The sequence below is a fragment of the Labrys sp. KB_33_2 genome, assembly GCF_052114505.1.
Taxonomy (GTDB): domain Bacteria; phylum Pseudomonadota; class Alphaproteobacteria; order Rhizobiales; family Labraceae; genus Labrys.
The window spans coordinates 49,186-65,099 of record NZ_JBFREW010000002.1 but is presented as its reverse complement, the minus strand read 5'-3'; the positions used below and the strand labels follow the sequence as shown (position 1 = coordinate 65,099).

14 protein-coding genes are annotated in these 15,914 nt (G+C 60.9%); 8 read left to right on the top strand and 6 right to left on the bottom strand.

The window, feature by feature from the left end; genetic code table 11:
- Positions 1–54 precede the first annotated feature (54 nt).
- Positions 55–804 (bottom strand): SDR family oxidoreductase, encoded by a 750-nt coding sequence (locus AB4037_RS03645; protein WP_441770825.1) that lies wholly within the window; start codon positions 802–804, stop codon positions 55–57.
- A gap of 50 nt (positions 805–854) precedes the next feature.
- Here AB4037_RS03645 and AB4037_RS03640 point away from each other — a divergent pair, with 50 nt between their 5' ends.
- The gene (locus tag AB4037_RS03640; protein WP_441770563.1) at positions 855–1,709 is read left to right on the top strand and encodes an IclR family transcriptional regulator; all 855 of its coding nucleotides are present in this window, start codon (positions 855–857) and stop codon (positions 1,707–1,709) included.
- A 380-nt stretch (positions 1,710–2,089) separates the two neighbouring features.
- Here the strand turns inward: AB4037_RS03640 and AB4037_RS03635 are convergent, their stop codons facing one another.
- From AB4037_RS03635 to AB4037_RS03625, 3 genes are read right to left on the bottom strand one after another with little or no spacing between them, the layout of a single operon-like run.
- The gene (locus AB4037_RS03635; RefSeq protein ID WP_441770562.1) at positions 2,090–3,037 is read right to left on the bottom strand and encodes a substrate-binding domain-containing protein; all 948 of its coding nucleotides are present in this window, start codon (positions 3,035–3,037) and stop codon (positions 2,090–2,092) included.
- A 35-nt stretch (positions 3,038–3,072) separates the two neighbouring features.
- Positions 3,073–4,086: an ABC transporter permease gene (locus AB4037_RS03630; RefSeq protein WP_441770561.1), complete on the bottom strand. Its 1,014-nt coding sequence runs from the start codon at positions 4,084–4,086 to the stop codon at positions 3,073–3,075.
- Positions 4,079–5,575 (bottom strand): sugar ABC transporter ATP-binding protein, encoded by a 1,497-nt coding sequence (locus AB4037_RS03625; protein WP_441770560.1) that lies wholly within the window; start codon positions 5,573–5,575, stop codon positions 4,079–4,081. The genes AB4037_RS03630 and AB4037_RS03625 overlap by 8 nt, the downstream gene beginning before the upstream one ends.
- A 432-nt stretch (positions 5,576–6,007) precedes the next feature.
- Here AB4037_RS03625 and iolG point away from each other — a divergent pair, with 432 nt between their 5' ends.
- Genes iolG through AB4037_RS03610 form a run of 3 tightly spaced genes read left to right on the top strand, consistent with a single transcriptional unit; the run spans position 6,008 to position 9,295 of the window.
- Positions 6,008–7,030, top strand: coding sequence for an inositol 2-dehydrogenase (iolG, locus tag AB4037_RS03620; protein ID WP_441770559.1), 1,023 nt, complete (start codon positions 6,008–6,010; stop codon positions 7,028–7,030).
- A 2-nt stretch (positions 7,031–7,032) separates the two neighbouring features.
- Positions 7,033–8,469 (top strand): NAD-dependent succinate-semialdehyde dehydrogenase, encoded by a 1,437-nt coding sequence (locus AB4037_RS03615; RefSeq protein WP_441770558.1) that lies wholly within the window; start codon positions 7,033–7,035, stop codon positions 8,467–8,469.
- A 10-nt stretch (positions 8,470–8,479) separates the two neighbouring features.
- The gene (locus AB4037_RS03610; protein ID WP_441770557.1) at positions 8,480–9,295 is read left to right on the top strand and encodes an HpcH/HpaI aldolase family protein; all 816 of its coding nucleotides are present in this window, start codon (positions 8,480–8,482) and stop codon (positions 9,293–9,295) included.
- 89 nt (positions 9,296–9,384) lie between these two features.
- On the opposite strand, the gene AB4037_RS03605 is transcribed toward AB4037_RS03610, so the two are convergent.
- Both AB4037_RS03605 and AB4037_RS03600 read right to left on the bottom strand, forming a co-directional pair.
- A complete protein-coding gene (locus AB4037_RS03605) occupies positions 9,385–10,386 on the bottom strand; it encodes a Gfo/Idh/MocA family protein (protein ID WP_441770556.1) in 1,002 nt (333 codons plus the stop codon).
- A 33-nt stretch (positions 10,387–10,419) separates the two neighbouring features.
- Complete coding sequence (locus AB4037_RS03600; protein WP_441770555.1) at positions 10,420–11,613, bottom strand: Gfo/Idh/MocA family protein; 1,194 nt, start codon at positions 11,611–11,613, stop codon at positions 10,420–10,422.
- A 333-nt stretch (positions 11,614–11,946) separates the two neighbouring features.
- Between AB4037_RS03600 and AB4037_RS03595 the strand changes: the two genes are divergently transcribed.
- The 4 genes from AB4037_RS03595 (at position 11,947) to AB4037_RS03580 (ending at position 15,860) form a co-directional block, all read left to right on the top strand.
- Positions 11,947–12,687 (top strand): ATP-binding cassette domain-containing protein, encoded by a 741-nt coding sequence (locus tag AB4037_RS03595; protein WP_149250197.1) that lies wholly within the window; start codon positions 11,947–11,949, stop codon positions 12,685–12,687.
- Between the two features lie 7 nt (positions 12,688–12,694).
- Positions 12,695–13,738, top strand: coding sequence for an ABC transporter permease (locus AB4037_RS03590; protein WP_441770554.1), 1,044 nt, complete (start codon positions 12,695–12,697; stop codon positions 13,736–13,738).
- A gap of 62 nt (positions 13,739–13,800) precedes the next feature.
- The gene (locus tag AB4037_RS03585; RefSeq protein ID WP_434960522.1) at positions 13,801–14,817 is read left to right on the top strand and encodes a substrate-binding domain-containing protein; all 1,017 of its coding nucleotides are present in this window, start codon (positions 13,801–13,803) and stop codon (positions 14,815–14,817) included.
- 173 nt (positions 14,818–14,990) lie between these two features.
- The gene (locus tag AB4037_RS03580; protein WP_434960521.1) at positions 14,991–15,860 is read left to right on the top strand and encodes a MurR/RpiR family transcriptional regulator; all 870 of its coding nucleotides are present in this window, start codon (positions 14,991–14,993) and stop codon (positions 15,858–15,860) included.
- Positions 15,861–15,914 lie beyond the last annotated feature (54 nt).

The window sequence follows — 15,914 nt, the reverse complement described above, 5'->3', positions numbered from 1 at the left end:
TGCTGACGGAGACCGATGAGCGCTCGATCCGCCCGTCACCCGCTCACGCTTTCCTCAGATCGTGACGCCGCCATCGACGAGAACGGCTTGACCGGTGACGAAACGCGATTCATCGGAGAGGAGAAAGACGACCATCGGTGCTATGTCGCCGACCGCTGCCAGGCGACCCATCGGCTGGCGGGCAATGAAGTCCTTTTCGGCCTGAACGGGATCGGCGGCAGTGGCGATACGCTCGCGCAGCGACGGCGTATCGACCGTCCCGGGGCAGAGGGCGTTGCATCGCAGCCGCCGGGACGCATAATCGGCGGCAATACTCTTGGTGAAGCCGATGACGGCAGCTTTCGTCGCCCCATAGACGAAGCGATTTGGGAAACCTTTGATGGATGACGCCATCGAGGCCATGTTGAGAATCGCGGCTGTGCCTGTTTGATTAGCCCGGTCCAGCAGCCCGGGCAGCAACGCTCTCGTTAGCCGATATGCCGACTTTACGTTGAGGTCGAAAGAAAAGTCCCAGTCCTCTTCCTCGCAATCGAGGATGGTTCCGTTGTGGACGAAACCGACACAGTTGAAGATCGCATCGAAAGGGGTCTGGGCCGAAGCAAAGGCGGAGACGGCCGATCCGTCGCAAACATCGAGAGGCAGGGTTTCGATGCGGCTGTCTTCGGCGGAAAGCGTTCGCAGGCCTTCGATATTGACATCGGTTGCCACCACCTCGGCGCCTTCGCGGGCACAAGCCAATGCACTGGCTCGGCCAATGCCCTGCGCGGCGGCGGAAATGAAAATACGCTTACCTTCCAAACGCATGGGCCTATCCATCCTCCCTGAGCTTGTGACTTCGACCACAATGCTTCTGCATGATAATCTGCCTGCGCGCTTCTTATACGAACAATCCGTTCATATGTAAACCGAGAACAATGGCAAAAAGAGAAAAGACGATGGCGACGCCACTCAAGGCCGATATGGAGAGCGAGGATCGCTACCGCGCTCCGGCTCTCGACAAGGGTTTGGATATTCTGGAACTCTTATCCGAGCAGCCCGGCGGGCTCACCCGCGCGGAGATCGTCAAGGCCATGGGCCGCAGTCCCGGCGAAGTCTATCGCATGGTCGAACGGCTCGTGGCGCGCAACTATGTCAGCCGCTCCCTCGAGGGAGACCGCTATGCGCTGACGATGAAGCTTTTCTCGCTGGCGCATCGGCATCCGCCGTTGCGGCGGCTTGTCGCCCCCGCCCAGCCGCTGATGGATGCATTCGCTCGCGAAACGCGTCAGTCCTGCCATCTCGTCCTGCGGGAGGCAGATGCGGCTGTCGTAGTCGCACACGCAAGCTGTCCGGGAAATTGGGAGTTCGGACTGCGGATCGGCGCGCCAATCGATCTTGTCGCCACGAGTTCCGGTCAAACGCTCCTTGCTTTTGCGAGCCCGGCCATGATGGAGGACCTCCTTGCTCGATGGGACGATCCCGATAAGCAGAAGTCCTTCCAGGCGATCAAATCTCACCTCGCCGAATACCGGCAGCAAGGCCATCGCATCGGGGACAGCCAGGAGGTTCGGGGCATCGAAGATGTCAGCGTGCCAATTCTGTCGCCGGAGCGCCATGCGGTCGCTGTCTTGACCTGCCCCTTCGTGCATCGTCTGGATTCGGTCGAGGGCGGGATTGACGATGCTCTTCAGCTCTTGAAGGAGGTCGCCGACAAATTATCCTTTTTATAGTCGAGAGACTGGCCAGCACATCGCGCTCAGCCCGGAGGTGGGGCTCGCTGTCGTTGTCGGAAACAGGCCGTAGATCGCCCTCTTCGGCGCTCAATGCCTCAGGCGCGAAATGCTTCGTCAGACAACAGGCAGCGGAGATAAGAAAACGCTCAAATCACCACTCCACGGGGCCGCGTGTGTGATCGGCATGGCTGCCGATGTGCACGGCCGCTGTAAGATCTTCCGGATGAACAAGGCAGCCCGGGAGGTTGCCTGCCCTTGTCGATGTGGGCGAAGAACGCCCGCTTAAGATTGTACGGATCGCCAAGGGAGCAGACCGCACGATCGCGTGCGGCCGCCAGACGCTTCAGCTTTCCACCGAACTCGCCCCCCGCTCTGGATCAATAAGGCGCATCCGGAAAGTAATATTCCGCGGCGTTGTCTTTGGTGATGAGCGGACTGGACAGAACATAGCGGCCGCTGATCGGTGCCTGAGTCGCATATTTCATAGTGACCAGTTCGATTGCGGGGATGATCAGGGTCGGCGGATAGAAAATATCGGCATCGACCATGTCGTGCCCATCCACGACGAGCTTGATCACCTTGTTCATGCCGGAACCTCCCAGTACTGCGACGTTTTTTCGGCCCGACTGCTTGATGGCCTCGATGGCGCCGAGAGCAGCGTCGTCATCGCCTGTCCAGACACCGTCGATCTCGGGGAAGCGCTGCAGATAGTCCTGCATCACTTCAAAGCCCTTGTCGGGATTCCAATTGGCGTATTGCATGTCGAGGACCTTGATGTTGGTCCCCTTCAACGCTTCGTTGAAGGCCTCGATCCGAATGTTGTCGATAGCGGTGGGAATGCCGCGCATGACGACGATCTTGCCGCCATTCGGAAACTTCTTCTTGAAGTACTCGGCAGCCGTGCGCCCATAAGAGGGATTGTCGCCCCCGACATAGACGTCCTCGATCCCTTCCTGGGACAGACCTCGGTCGACCGTTGCGATGAAGACCCCTTTGGCCTTCGCTGCCTTGACCGGTTCGGTGAGCGGGTCGGACTCAAAAGGCAGGATCACCAGGGCCTTGATGCCACGGGCGAGCATGTCCTCGACGTCGTTGACCTGCTGTGTCGCGCTCGACGACGTGGTGAGGACGAAGTCAACGTCTGGAAAGGCCGCTTTCATGCGCTCGATCGTGCGCTTGGTGTGATAGTTGAGCCCCCCAGTCCAGCCATGGGTGGCCGCGGGGATAGAGATACCGATCGTGGTTTCGGCGGCCGCCGCTGGCGCTGTCCATCCCGCCAGGAGCATGGCTCCGGCTGCCACGACCGATTTCAATCTGCCGAACATAGTTTCCTCCCTCTTTGATTGGTGTTCTGACGCCGTCAACCCTGTGAGCGATCGCGTTGGAGCAAGACGGCGATGATGATGATGGCGCCCTGGAAAGCCCCGTTCAGATAGGGGCTGACCAGACCGCTCAAATTGAGGATGTTGCTGATGAAGCCGAGGATCAGAACGCCGGCCACGGTTCCCCAGATGCGGCCAAATCCACCGCTCAGACGGGTCCCGCCGATGATGACGGCCGCAATCGCCTCCAGTTCCCACATCAGGCCGGTAGACGGCGTGGTCGTGCCGAGGCGCGGGATGTAGATCGCCGTTGCAACCGCGACGGTCAGTCCCTGCACGACATAGGTCAGTATGCGAACCCGATCCACGGGAATGGCCGAGTAGACCGCGACTGAACGGCTGGAGCCGATGGCCGCAACGTGCCGGCCGAAGCGCGTGCGCCGAAGTACGACTTCGCCGACGATTGCCATCAGAGCGAACACGATGATCGGCACGGAAATGCCGGCGATCTCGCCGTAGTAGATCGGGCGCGACGCCGTCCGCAGCGAGAAATCCAGCGCTATCGAGCCGCCATCCGACAGCCAGGTCAGGATGGAGCGAAAAATACCCATGGCGCCCAGGGTCACGATGAAGGCTTCGACACGCCCCTTCACGATCATGACGCCGTTGAGCAATCCGGCGCAGCCCCCCAGGAAGAGCGCGCAGGCAATGCCGGCCGCCACCAGGCCCCAACCGCTCCCGAGCCATGGCAGCCCGTGATTCATGAACATGATCGTCAAGCCGGCCACGAGGCCGGAAAGGGAGCCCACCGACAAATCGAGACCGCCGGCGGTGATCACGAATGTCGCTCCTATCGCGATGATGCCGATCAAGGCACTGCGCGTCAGCACATTCGATAGATTCTCGGCCCCGAGAAAACTGCCGCTCATGGAGGCGCCCACGATCAGGAGGAGCGCGAGGGCCAGCAATGGTCCCGCCGCTTCCAGCAGGCGCCGAGGCGACCAAACGAGCGCGCCGGAACCCGGGGCGCTGGCCTTTGCGATATCAGACATTGACTGCTTCCTCCCGAAGTCCCATCGCTAGGCGGATGATCTCGTTTTCCTTGACGTCAGCGCCGGCCAGTTCGCCCGCAATGGCGCCGCCGCGCATCACGAGAACCCGATCGGCCAGTCCGACGATTTCCTGCATTTCGGAAGAGATGACGACGACGGCTTTACCGGTCTCCGCCAGGTCGGCGATGATCTGGTAGATCTGCTGCTTGGCGCCGATATCGACGCCGCGCGTCGGCTCATCGAACACGATCAGATCGGGATCGGTGGCGAGTGTCTTCGCAATCAGGACCTTTTGCTGATTGCCGCCGCTGAGAGAGCCCGCGGCGATGTTCAAGTTGCCGGCGCGGATGTCGTAGACCCGCACCGCGTCGACGAGATCTTGCTTTTCCGCTCTGAAATCGATCCAGGCTCCGCCATCGATCGCTCCTTTGGTAAGGGCGATGTTCTCTTCCAGTTTCTTGCCGAGCAGCAGCCCCTTGCCTTTTCGATCTTCGGTCAGATAGGCCAGTCTCATGCGCCATGCCTGGCGTGCAGACGGCAGTCTCGAAGGCCTTCCATGGATCTCCAGTGAGCGGCAACTGGCGGAGCGCAGCCCCAAAAGGGCTTCGAAGAGCTCGGTTCGTCCGGATCCGATGAGGCCGGATATGCCGAGGATCTCGCCTCGGCGCACTTCGAACGTCGCGTTTCGCACAAGCGTCTTGTCCGAAAGCGCTTCCACCCGCAGGAAGATCTCGACCGTCTTTCGATCGGCCTTCCTCGGATAGATCTCCGCGAGCGGACGGCCGACCATCGCCTCGGCCATTTCCTCTTCAGAGATGCGCTCCGCCGTTTCGATCCGGGCGATCTGCCCGTCGCGCAACACGGCTACCTTGTCGGCGATCTGCTTGACCTCATCGAGGCGATGCGAGGTGAAAATCACCGAACCACCGGAGCTTCGGAATTTGCGAAGCCTGGCAAACAGCTGTGCTGCCTCATCGGCGGACAACACCGCCGTCGGTTCGTCCATGAGTATCAGCCTGGGATCGCGGGCGAAGGCCTTGGCGAGTTCGATCATCTGCCAGGCGGATACCGGCAATTCGCTGAGCCGCGCCCGAGGTGACACCGCCGAGCCGAGTTCGGCCAGGATTGCGGCGGCGGATATCCTCATCGCCTTCACATCGGTAAACAGGCCCCGTGTCAGTTCCCGCCCGAGGAAGATATTCTCCGCAACGGTCAGATGCGGCGCCAGGCAGAACTCCTGATGCACCATCACGATCCCGGCCTGCTCGGCTTCGATGAGCGTTCCAGGCGCCGGACTATCCTTGAACTTAAGAGAACCGGCGCTTGGCGCGGTCAGCCCCGCAACAATACGCATCAGGGTGGATTTGCCGGCACCGTTTTCTCCGACCAGCGCGACAACCTCACCGGGCGCGACGGTAAGTGTGATGTCCTTCAACACCTGGACATCGCCATAGGACTTGGCGACCTCCTCCAATCTCAGGAGTGACATTTTCGCTGGTTCCCGCCCTCGGAAATACTTAATGTTTTAATTTAGATTTTATCTCTATGAAGCTGTTTTAGATTGAAAACCCAGGTAAATCAGAGGGAACGATCTTCCTGGGCCCGCGGCATGCCTCCAGCGCATATGCCTTTTCCCGGCCAGTCATCACGTCCTCCCTCAGACATCTTTGCAAAGAAAATTGCAAACAATAAAAAATGTCAATAAACATTTCTCCATTGGGCGACATTTCGAGAGCCGACCCTGGCGCAGGCCGACGATGGGACCTGTGCCGGGCCGCCACGAACCGGGAGTTCGGCTGTCCGGCGCCTGACAGGGCAGCGCGAAAACGGTCATCCCAAAACTGTGATGGACGTTCCTCCAAAAACCCCGCATCAGTTGTTGACAATATGAGATTTTTGCAATGATCATTGCTAAGAAAAAATGGGAGGAACTTCCGTGCTCAGAATCGCTGTGTTGGGTTGCGGGCGCATCGGGCGGATGCATGCTGCGAATATAGCAGCGCACCCTCGGGCAAGGCTTGCAGGTGTCTTCGACGTTTCGAGGGAGGCGGCCATGGAGGTGGGGGCAAGGGAAGCCACCACCGTTTTTGAAACCGACGAAGACGTATTCGCCTCCGAGGGCGTCGATGCGGTGCTCATTGCGAGCTCCACGAGCACGCATGCAGACTATATCGAGAAGGCTGTGGCGGTTGGCAAACCCATCCTGTGCGAGAAGCCGATCGACCTCAGCCTGGAAAGAGTGGATCGCTGCGCCAGGATCATCGGCAAGTCGTCCCTGCCTATCATGCTTGGTTTCGTCAGGCGCTTCGATCCCACGCACAGGGCTACGCGCGCCGCCATCGTGAACGGTGACATCGGCGACCTGCACCAGATCGTCATCACCTCCCGAGACCCGGCAATGGCTCCAGCTGCCTATATGGAGGTTTCGGGCGGCATTTTTCGCGACATGACGATCCATGATTTCGACATGGCCCGCTTCCTGCTGGGGGAGGAACCCGAAACAGTGAGTGCCGTCGGAAGCCGCCTTGTGAACCCGCCACTGATGGAACGCTGCAATGACTGGGATACCGTATCGGTGGTTCTCACCGCGGCATCCGGGAAGCAATGTGTCATCCTGAACTCGCGGCAGGCTGTTTATGGCTACGACCAGCGGGTCGAAGTGTTCGGCAACAAGGGCATGGCGGTCTCGGAGAACCGGAGAACGCATGATTCCGTGCGCTTCACCGGGGAGTTCACATCCCGTGGGGCGCCCTACCTCAATTTCTTCATCGAGCGATATGCCGAGGCCTTCAACGCCGAGATCGGTGCGTTCGTCGACGCCGTCGAAAATGGCACGGCGCCGGAGGTTGGTTTTGAGGACGGCCGGCGAGCCCTCGTTCTGGCGGAAGCCGCCGGCAGATCCATCCAGGAGGGACGGCCGGTAAAGACAAGTGAGGTCATTTGAGCATGTACCAGGATTTCGGCCTTTTCATCGACGGCCAATGGTGCGAGGCAGCGGACAAGGCCCGCGCACCGGTCATCAGCCCGGTACATGAACGCGTATTGGGCGAGGTACCCGTCGCCGCACGCTCCGATACGCAAGACGCCCTTGAAGGTGCGGCAAGGGGGTTCACACTGTGGAAATCCAAACCGGCATTCGAACGCGCGGATGCCCTGCATCGCATTGCGGATGAGATGCTTCGCCGCAAGGACGAAGCCACCCGCATGATTTCGATTGAAACCGGCAAGCCTCTGGTACAGGCCGAACGTGAATGGATCCTGGCTACCGACCAGTTCCGTTGGTACGCCGAGGAAGCACGCCGCATCTATGGCCGCGTCATCGAAAGCCGGGTGCCGGCGGGGCGTTTCGAAGTCCTGCATGAGCCCGTCGGTATCGCTGCCGCCTTCACGGCCTGGAACTTTCCCGCGGCACTGGTGGCCCGCAAGGTTGCGCCAGCCCTCGCTGCCGGCTGTTCGATCATCGTTCGCCCTTCGAGCCAGACGCCGGGAACGGCCATGGTCATGGTCGATTGCACCAAGGCCGCCGGCATTCCGGCCGGCGTCGTCAGCCTTGTCGTCGGCCCGACCAGCGCGACCTATGATCCCATCATGGCCTCCGCGGGGGTGCGCAAGGTCTCGCTGACCGGCTCGACGCGCGTCGGACAGCAGATGATCAAGGATGCCGCCGAGACGGTGAAGAAGGTCTCGATGGAACTCGGCGGCAACGCGCCTCTCATCATCTATGACGATGCCGACCTCGAATTGGCGCTCAACGTTTCGGTACCGACCAAATACGCCAATGCCGGGCAAGTCTGCGTGACGCCCGATCGCTTCTTCGTTCACGAAAGCCGGCATGACGCCTTCGTGGAAGGGTTCGTTGCCCGGGCCCGGGCCCTCAGGCTCGGAGATGGCCTCGACAGCGCGACCCAGATGGGACCTCTCATCAACGCCAAGCGCCGTGACGAGATCGAATCCATCGTCGCCGAGGCCGAAAAAGCCGGGGCTAGGCTGGCCACCGGTGGACGAGCCCCCTCTGCCTTCAATACAGGCTTTTTCTTCGAGCCGACGGTGCTCACCCATGTCGAGGACGGCATGCGCGTGTTCGCCGAGGAGAATTTCGGACCGATCGCCGCCATAACGTCCTTCTCGACGGATGATGACGTCATCGCCCGGGCCAATGCCAGCGATATGGGGCTATCCGCCTATGCCTTCACGAGCAGCCCCAAGCGAGCCCGGCGCACCGTCGCGGAGCTGAAGTCCGGCATGGTCGGCATCAACAGCTTCGCGCTCGCGGCTGCCGAGGCTCCTTTCGGCGGCACCAAATATTCGGGAATGGGCCGAGAGGGAGGCTTCGAGGGCATTTCCGACTATCTCGACACCAAGCTGGCGCAGATCGTGTTTTGAGGAGGCACTCGTGATCAAGAACAAGCTGAAGCAGGCCTGGGCCGAGGGACGTCCCACGATCAACGGATGGCTCTCGATCGGCAACCCGTTCACCGCGGAGATCATGGCCGCACAGGGTTATGACAGTGTCACGGTCGACGTGCAGCATGGTGCCCTCGACTATTCCATGCTGCTGCCGATGTTCCAGGCCGTGCGCGCTTCCGGCGTCGTTCCAATGGCACGGGTGCCCTGGCTCGAACCCGGCATCATCATGAAGGCGCTGGATGCCGGCGCCTATGGCATCATCTGCCCGATGGTGAACACGGCCAGGCAGGCCGCCGAGTTCGTCAGCTATATGCGCTATCCCCCCCTTGGCCAGCGCAGCTTCGGGCCGACGCGCGCCAATTTTTCGGCAGGGGCAAACTATGCCGCCGAAGCCAATGACGAGATCCTCGCCTTCGCAATGGTCGAGACCGCCGAAGCCATGTCAAACCTGGAGGCGATCGCTGCCACACCCGGGCTGGACGGCATCTATGTCGGGCCGGCCGACCTGACCTTCAGCCTGCATCAGGGACGCCTGGCTCCGGCATTCGACCGCGAGGAGCCGGAGATGATCGAGGCGCTGCAGACGATCGTCGCGGCGTGCAGGAAATCGGGCAAGATCGCCGCCCTGCACTGCGGCACGCCCGACTATGCGACGCGCGCCATCGCATGGGGTTTCGACATGACGACGGTATCGGGCGATTCACGATTGCTCGCGGCAGCCGCCCAGGCCAGCGTCGCGCGTTTTAGGGAGCTCAACGGAAAGGCTTCGGCCGCACCGTCGACGGTGAAATCGGCCTATTGACCTCTCGCCGGAGGGCCGCATCGCCGGATTACAGATCCAGCGGTGCGGCATTTGCGCAAGAGATCTTGCCTCGTCGGACGCGAACCGGATCAGCCATAGAGCTTTGGAACAGGTACGGCGGAGATTTCCTCCCGCAGGCCCGACTTCAGCGATCGCATCCCTGCCTCGGCCACGCGGGTGGCGGCATAGCCGTCCCAGGCACTCGCACCGTTGGGCTTGCCCGTCCTGATGCCTTCGATCCATCCCTGCGCCTGTAGGCGATAGGCATCCTGGAAGCGCGGACGCCAATCGAGGGGGTAGGCGGTCCCCTGCAACAAAGCGTGGTTGACGACACCATGAACCGGCCGTTGCAGCTCGACAGTGCCCTTTTCGCATACGAGTTCGCCCCTGACATCGTAGCCATAGGCCGCGTCGTTGAAGACCTCGATCGTCACCAGGCTGCCACCGGCACTGTCCAGCACCAGGAAAACGGGCGCTCCCGGCGATTGGCCTGAGATGTTGGCGGGCCTGAATATGGAGATCGCCGTCAATTCGCCGGCGAGCAGCCAACGGGCAATATCGAATTCGTGCACGGCCGAATTGGCTATCGCCATGCCGCCGTCGAACCAGGGCGGTGCGGCGACATTGCGATGAACGCAGTGAAACATCAGCGGCTTGCCGAGTTGGCCTGCCGCGAGGTGGTTCTTCATCGCCACATAGGATGGATCGTAGCGTCGCATATAGCCGACTTGTATGAAACGCCGGCCCGCCGCGAGTTCGGCCTCGATCAGTTCGAGGCATTCCGGCGAAGTCGGGGCAAGCGGTTTCTCGCACAGTACCGGCTTGCGGGCCGCCACACAGGCGAGCGCCAGCTCCTTATGGGTGGCATCAGGAGAGGCGATCAGGACGGCATCCACTTGCGGATCGTCAATGAGACGCCTGGGATCGCCGGCCACATCGGCGGCGCCGACTTCGTCAGCAATCTGCCGCGCCCGCTCTTGATTGGCATCGTAGATGCTATGGATGGCCGCTCCTGCCACTTGCGAAGCGATCGTGCGCGCATGATCGGCGCCCATCACGCCGACGCCGACAATCCCCAACCTGACAGTCATGCCTTCCCTCCCGATAGTGACCCCGGCCGACTTCTACGCCGGCCCGCACGGCGTCCAAGCACCGCCATTTTCATGAGACTCCACCGCGGCATGGATGAAGCGCACCCCGCGAGCACCATCCTGCGCAGTGGGAAATTCCAGCATTCCCTCAGGCAACGAACGCTCGGCGGCTCTCGCCTCGATTGCCACCGCAAATTCGGTGTAGAGATTGGCCCAGGCATTGCTGAGCGCCTCGCCATGTCCGCTCGGCAGCGTGGACATCTTCTCGATGGAAGGGAGCATCGCCCCCTCCTTGCCCCGCACGATCATCTCGTCTGGCTGTCCGAGATAGCTGACCCGCAGATATTCCGGTTTTTCCTGGTCCCATTCGATGCCGCCCCGATCGCCATAGACCCGGATACGCAGAGCGCAGTAATTGCCGGGGGCGACCTGCGTGACCAGAAGCGTGCCGGGCGCCCCGCCAGCCAAGCGCACATTGATGAAGGCCGTGTCCTCCAGCCCGCGCTCCGGGCCGCAAACATACAGATCGGCCTTCAAGGCGACGATCTCTTCGCCCGTGACATAGCCAGCCAGATGAAAGGCATGCGTGCCGATGTCGCTGATCGCAGACGCCTTTCCAACCCTGGCGGGATCCTGCCTCCACGAGACCTCGCCGCTGTCTGGTTTCTTTTCCAGGCAGGACCATTCCTGGAAATACTCGACATGGACCTGGCGGATCCGCCCTATCCTGCCCTCCAGGATCATGTGCCGCGCCTGCCTCACCATGGCATGGAAGGCAAAGGCATAGGTCACGCCTAAGACGAGCCCGGTGTCTTTCTGGAGAGCGACAAGGGCCTGGGCGTCTTCGAGAGAGGTCGTCAGGGGTTTGTCGCAGATGACATTGATGCCCGCCTGCAGGAATGTGCGCGCGATCTCATAATGGGTGTGATTGGGCGTGCAGATCGCAACTGCATCTACGGGATCGGCACGAGCCGCCTCGCGCTCGGCCATGGCGTGATAGTCGTCATAGATGCGATCCTCGGCCAGGAACCAATCGCGGCCCGATAACCTCGCCTTTGCAGGATCGGTGGACAAGGCGCCCGCAACGATATCCCATCGATTGGAAAGACGAGCGCCCGCAGCATGCCAGGCGCCCACCTGGCCACCCCGCCCGCCTCCGACAAATCCCAGTCTCAAGCGGCGATCCGGCGGGGGATAGGTATCGATCCGAAATTGCTCGGCTTTCATGCCTTCTCCTCCCAGGAGCGGGTCATTTGACGGGGTGACCGCGGTTTTCCGCATGAATCAACGATTATTGCTAAAAATAAAAATAGTCAATTATTGTTTCAAATCGTCGCGCCGGCACCACAATCGCAATAAGTGTTGCAATTTTTAAAATCATGAAATAGAAATTGCAAAGCAAATCAACTGGCCATCCCGGGGCCATCCTCGGCTTCGGCAGGACCATTCGCGGTGAGACTATCGATCCAGGCAGCGGTCGATATCGGCGCCTCCCCGGTGGCAACCTGCGGTTGATGTGTCATGATTAGACAAACAAGAAAATAAACCAGGGAGCGAGGAATGACACTGCTGCAGCTGAAGTCAGTCTCGAAGAGCTTCGGCGCCATCAAAGCACTGACGGACGTCGAATTGACGATTGGCAGAGCTGAGATCGTAGGCTTGATGGGTGACAACGGTGCCGGCAAGTCCACCTTGGTGAAATTGATCGCCGGCAACTTCCCGCCCACCTCTGGCGAAATCGTCCTGGATGATGAGATCGTGCATTTTCATAAGCCCGTCGAAGCTCGGGCCAAGGGCATCGAAGTCGTCTACCAGGACCTGGCGCTGTGCAACAACCTCTCGGCGGCGGCCAACGTCTTCCTCGGCCGGGAGATCAAGAAACGAGCGGGTCCTTTCCGCTGGCTTGATCACGGGGCGATGATCAAGAAAGCCGGTGAACTCTTCGGTGAGCTGAAGTCCGAAACCCGGCCGCGCGACCTCGTCCGCCAAATGTCGGGCGGGCAGCGCCAGGCCGTCGCCATCGCACGCACCAGGCTGTCCCAGGCTAAGATCGTGCTGATGGACGAGCCGACCGCGGCGATCAGCGTCAGGCAGGTTGCCGAGGTGCTGGGGCTGATCCACCGCCTGCGCGACGCTGGGATCAGCGTCGTACTGATCTCGCATCGAATGCCTGATGTCTTCGAGGTCTGCGATCGGGTGATCGTGATGCGACGCGGCCACAAGGTGGCCGACAAGCTCATCGCCGCAACCTCGCCGGAGGAAGTTACGGGTCTCATTACTGGCGCAATCCATACGGCGTGAGGTCGCGATGACGGACACTTCTTCCAACCGCCCGAAGCAGGCCAATACGCCTGCACCAGCCAATGTCTCCATCGAGTCCGTCCTGACGGTCAAGGAGAAGTCGCTGTGGCAGATGATGCTGTCGAGCCAGGCCTTCTGGGTCACAATCGCGCTGATCGTCATTTGCGCCATCATGTCCATCCGCGAGCCGCGCTTCGCCACGGAAGACAATTTCTACAACATAACCCGCAACTTCGCCTTCATCGGCATCATGGCGCTCGGCGCCACCATGGTCATTATCACCGGTGGCATCGATCTTTCGGTCGGCTCGATCATGGGCCTTGTCGCAGTCGCCTGCGGACTCACGCTGGAAGCAGGTTATCCCTGGTACGCGGCGGTGATTGCAGGCCTCGCGGCGGGTGGCGTCGCCGGCGCCATTAATGGCGGTCTCATCGCCTATCTGGGACTATCACCCTTCGTGGTGACCCTGGGCATGCTGTCGGCGGCACGCTCCGTGGCCGTGGTGCTTTCCGGCAACAAGATGCTCTACAATTTCGGTCCCGGCGGCCCGGCTTTCAAGTCGATCGGCGCTGGTGCGATCTTGGGTATCGCCAACCCGGTCTGGGTGCTCGTTGTCCTGACCCTGACCATGTTCGTGGTGATGCGCATGACGACATGGGGCCGGCATCTGCTCGCCGTCGGTGGCAATGAGCATGCGGCCAACCTCACCGGGGTACCGGTCAAGCGCATCAAATTGCAGGCTTATACCATTTCCGGGCTCAGCGGCGCCATCGCGTCGATCCTGAGCGTGGGTTGGGCAGGCTCGGCGATCAACTCCCTGGGTACGGGCTACGAGCTGCGCGCCATCGCCTCGACCGTGATCGGCGGCGCGAACCTGATGGGCGGTGAAGGTGGAGCGCTCGGTGCATTCATCGGTTCTGCCCTTCTCGAAGTCATCCGCAATTCCCTTCTCATGGCCGGCGTCGACTCCAATTGGCAGGGCGTCTTCGTCGGTAGCTTCCTGGTTCTCGCGGTGCTGCTCGAGCGGATCCGCGGCAAACGACGCGAATGACCGGCCAAAGCCGGCGTCGTGTGAAACGCCCGAAACGGCGAACAACCCATCTGGAGGAAACGATGTTGAGATATCTGCTGACCACGGCGGCGATTGCCGTCGGTCTTGCCGCCACGGCCGGTGGCTCCTACGCCGCCGACAAGCTTACCTTCGCGCTGGTTCCCAAGAACACCAACAATCCCTTCTTCGACCAAGCCATGGCCGGCTGCAAGAAGGCGGAAAAGGAACTCAACGGGGCCATCGAATGCCTCTATGTCGGCCCTGGCGAGCATGGCGGCGGCGACGAACAGGCGCAGATGGTGCAGGACCTCATCACCAAGGGCGTCGACGGCATTGCGGTTTCCGTAGCCAACGCCCCGGCCATCGCGGCGGCGCTGCAGGGTGCCGCTGGCGCAAAAATTCCGGTCCTGACCTGGGATTCCGATCTCCTGCCCGACGCCAAGGGCGAACGCGCCGCCTATGTCGGAACGCATAATTACGAGATTGGCGTGAACCTCGCCAAGATCGCCATGAAGATCAAGCCGAAAGGCGGCAAGATCTGCATCCAGTCCGGCGGCGCAGCTGCCGCCAATCACAATGAGCGCATGCAGGGCATTCGCGATACGCTTGCGGGCAAGGAAAGCGCCCAGGCCCCCGGCGATCGGCTGGCTGGTCAAAATGGCTGGACCGAAGTCGACGGCTGCCCGCTCTATACCGATGACGATTTCCCCAAATCGGTGCAGCAGCTTGAAGATACTCTCGGCAAGTATCCCGATCTCGACGCCTTCATCCCGACAGGCGGCTTCCCGCAATTCCTGCCGGATGCCTACCGGCAAGTCGCGACCAAATACAAGGCCAAGATCGCCTCCGGCGCTCTCGCCCTCGTGGTTGCCGATACGCTGCCTGTGCAGATCGACCTGCTCAAGGAAGGTCTGGCCTCCGGCAATGTGGGTCAGCGCCCTTTCGAGATGGGCTACAAGGCCATGTACTACCTGAAGGACATCAAGGACGGCAAGGCAGCGCCCAAAGACCCGAGCTATACCGGTCTCGACATCTGCACGCCGGACAATGTCGCCACCTGTATCGGCGGTGGCAATTGACGAAACGAGAACGCTCTGCGCAGCCGAGCGATCCCGCTTGACCTCCCGGGTCTCGTTTCGGGCCCATGCCTGCATGTCGCGCGACTAACGTTGCGCGGCATGCCTATGCTAGAAGCGCCATTTGTACATGGCACGCTTGAGAGCCGCGGACGTATTGGAAAGAGGGAATATTCATGGGCGCCGACAGTGTCCCGCAAGACTACGAGGACCTAATTCGGATCATCCACGACAAATATGACGGGATGAGCAAGGCCTATCAGAATATAGCGGTGTATCTGACCCAAAATCCCAATGATGTGGCGGTCATGTCGCTCAACGCCATTGCAGAAACCTGTGGTATCCACGCATCTAGCTTCGTACGCTTCGCCCAGATGCTGGGATATAAGGGTTTCAAGGAAGTACAGGCGGTCTTTCAGCGGCGCCTATCGACCGCAGCTCCCGGTTTCCAGGCTAGAATCAAGGCCCTGGAGACCGAGCTGAGCGACCGCGAGAATGTCGGCGGCTGGGGATTCCTGCACGACCTGGTGCTACGGGATATCGACGCACTCCAGGAATTGTTGAACTTGACCTCCGGGGAGACCATCGAAAAGGCCGTGGACCTGATGGAAAAGGCAGACACCATCTATCTGGTGGGCCAGCTCCGCTCAGCGCCGATCGTCGATCTCACCCGCTACATTCTGACGATGCTGGGAAAACGCACGGTTCTCCTGGACGCAAGCGGCGGTCTTTCCACGCATATCGCCGGCACCATGCGGCCCACGGACCTGCTTTTTGCCGTTTCATTCCGCTTTTACGCAACCGAGGTCGTCAACATCGTCGAGCAGGCTGCAGCCAAGGGCCTGCCGATCCTGGCGATAACGGATTCGACCCTTTCGCCACTTGCCAAGAGTGCAACGGTTCTCTTCTCAGTGCCCGAGCATCAGTATACGTTCTCAAGATCCCTGGCCGCACCGATGTGCCTGGCTCAATCCCTTACGGCAGCTCTGGCCGCTCGGCTGCAGAAGGCTCCCGTGCCGCGCATCCCGATCGTCACGCAGCCCTGAAGAGCTCTTGTCGCCTCCACAGGATACATGCGTTCAGGACGCATGCGCCCGGGT

Coding starts and splice junctions, on each gene's coding strand:
- AB4037_RS03645 (WP_441770825.1), bottom strand. CDS start 804: ATGCGTTTGGAAGGTAAGCGTATTTTCATTTCCGCCGCCGCGCAGGGC.
- AB4037_RS03640 (WP_441770563.1), top strand. CDS start 855: ATGATAATCTGCCTGCGCGCTTCTTATACGAACAATCCGTTCATATGT.
- AB4037_RS03635 (WP_441770562.1), bottom strand. CDS start 3,037: ATGTTCGGCAGATTGAAATCGGTCGTGGCAGCCGGAGCCATGCTCCTG.
- AB4037_RS03630 (WP_441770561.1), bottom strand. CDS start 4,086: ATGTCTGATATCGCAAAGGCCAGCGCCCCGGGTTCCGGCGCGCTCGTT.
- AB4037_RS03625 (WP_441770560.1), bottom strand. CDS start 5,575: ATGTCACTCCTGAGATTGGAGGAGGTCGCCAAGTCCTATGGCGATGTC.
- iolG (WP_441770559.1), top strand. CDS start 6,008: ATGGGAGGAACTTCCGTGCTCAGAATCGCTGTGTTGGGTTGCGGGCGC.
- AB4037_RS03615 (WP_441770558.1), top strand. CDS start 7,033: ATGTACCAGGATTTCGGCCTTTTCATCGACGGCCAATGGTGCGAGGCA.
- AB4037_RS03605 (WP_441770556.1), bottom strand. CDS start 10,386: ATGACTGTCAGGTTGGGGATTGTCGGCGTCGGCGTGATGGGCGCCGAT.
- AB4037_RS03600 (WP_441770555.1), bottom strand. CDS start 11,613: ATGAAAGCCGAGCAATTTCGGATCGATACCTATCCCCCGCCGGATCGC.
- AB4037_RS03595 (WP_149250197.1), top strand. CDS start 11,947: ATGACACTGCTGCAGCTGAAGTCAGTCTCGAAGAGCTTCGGCGCCATC.
- AB4037_RS03590 (WP_441770554.1), top strand. CDS start 12,695: ATGACGGACACTTCTTCCAACCGCCCGAAGCAGGCCAATACGCCTGCA.
- AB4037_RS03585 (WP_434960522.1), top strand. CDS start 13,801: ATGTTGAGATATCTGCTGACCACGGCGGCGATTGCCGTCGGTCTTGCC.
- AB4037_RS03580 (WP_434960521.1), top strand. CDS start 14,991: ATGGGCGCCGACAGTGTCCCGCAAGACTACGAGGACCTAATTCGGATC.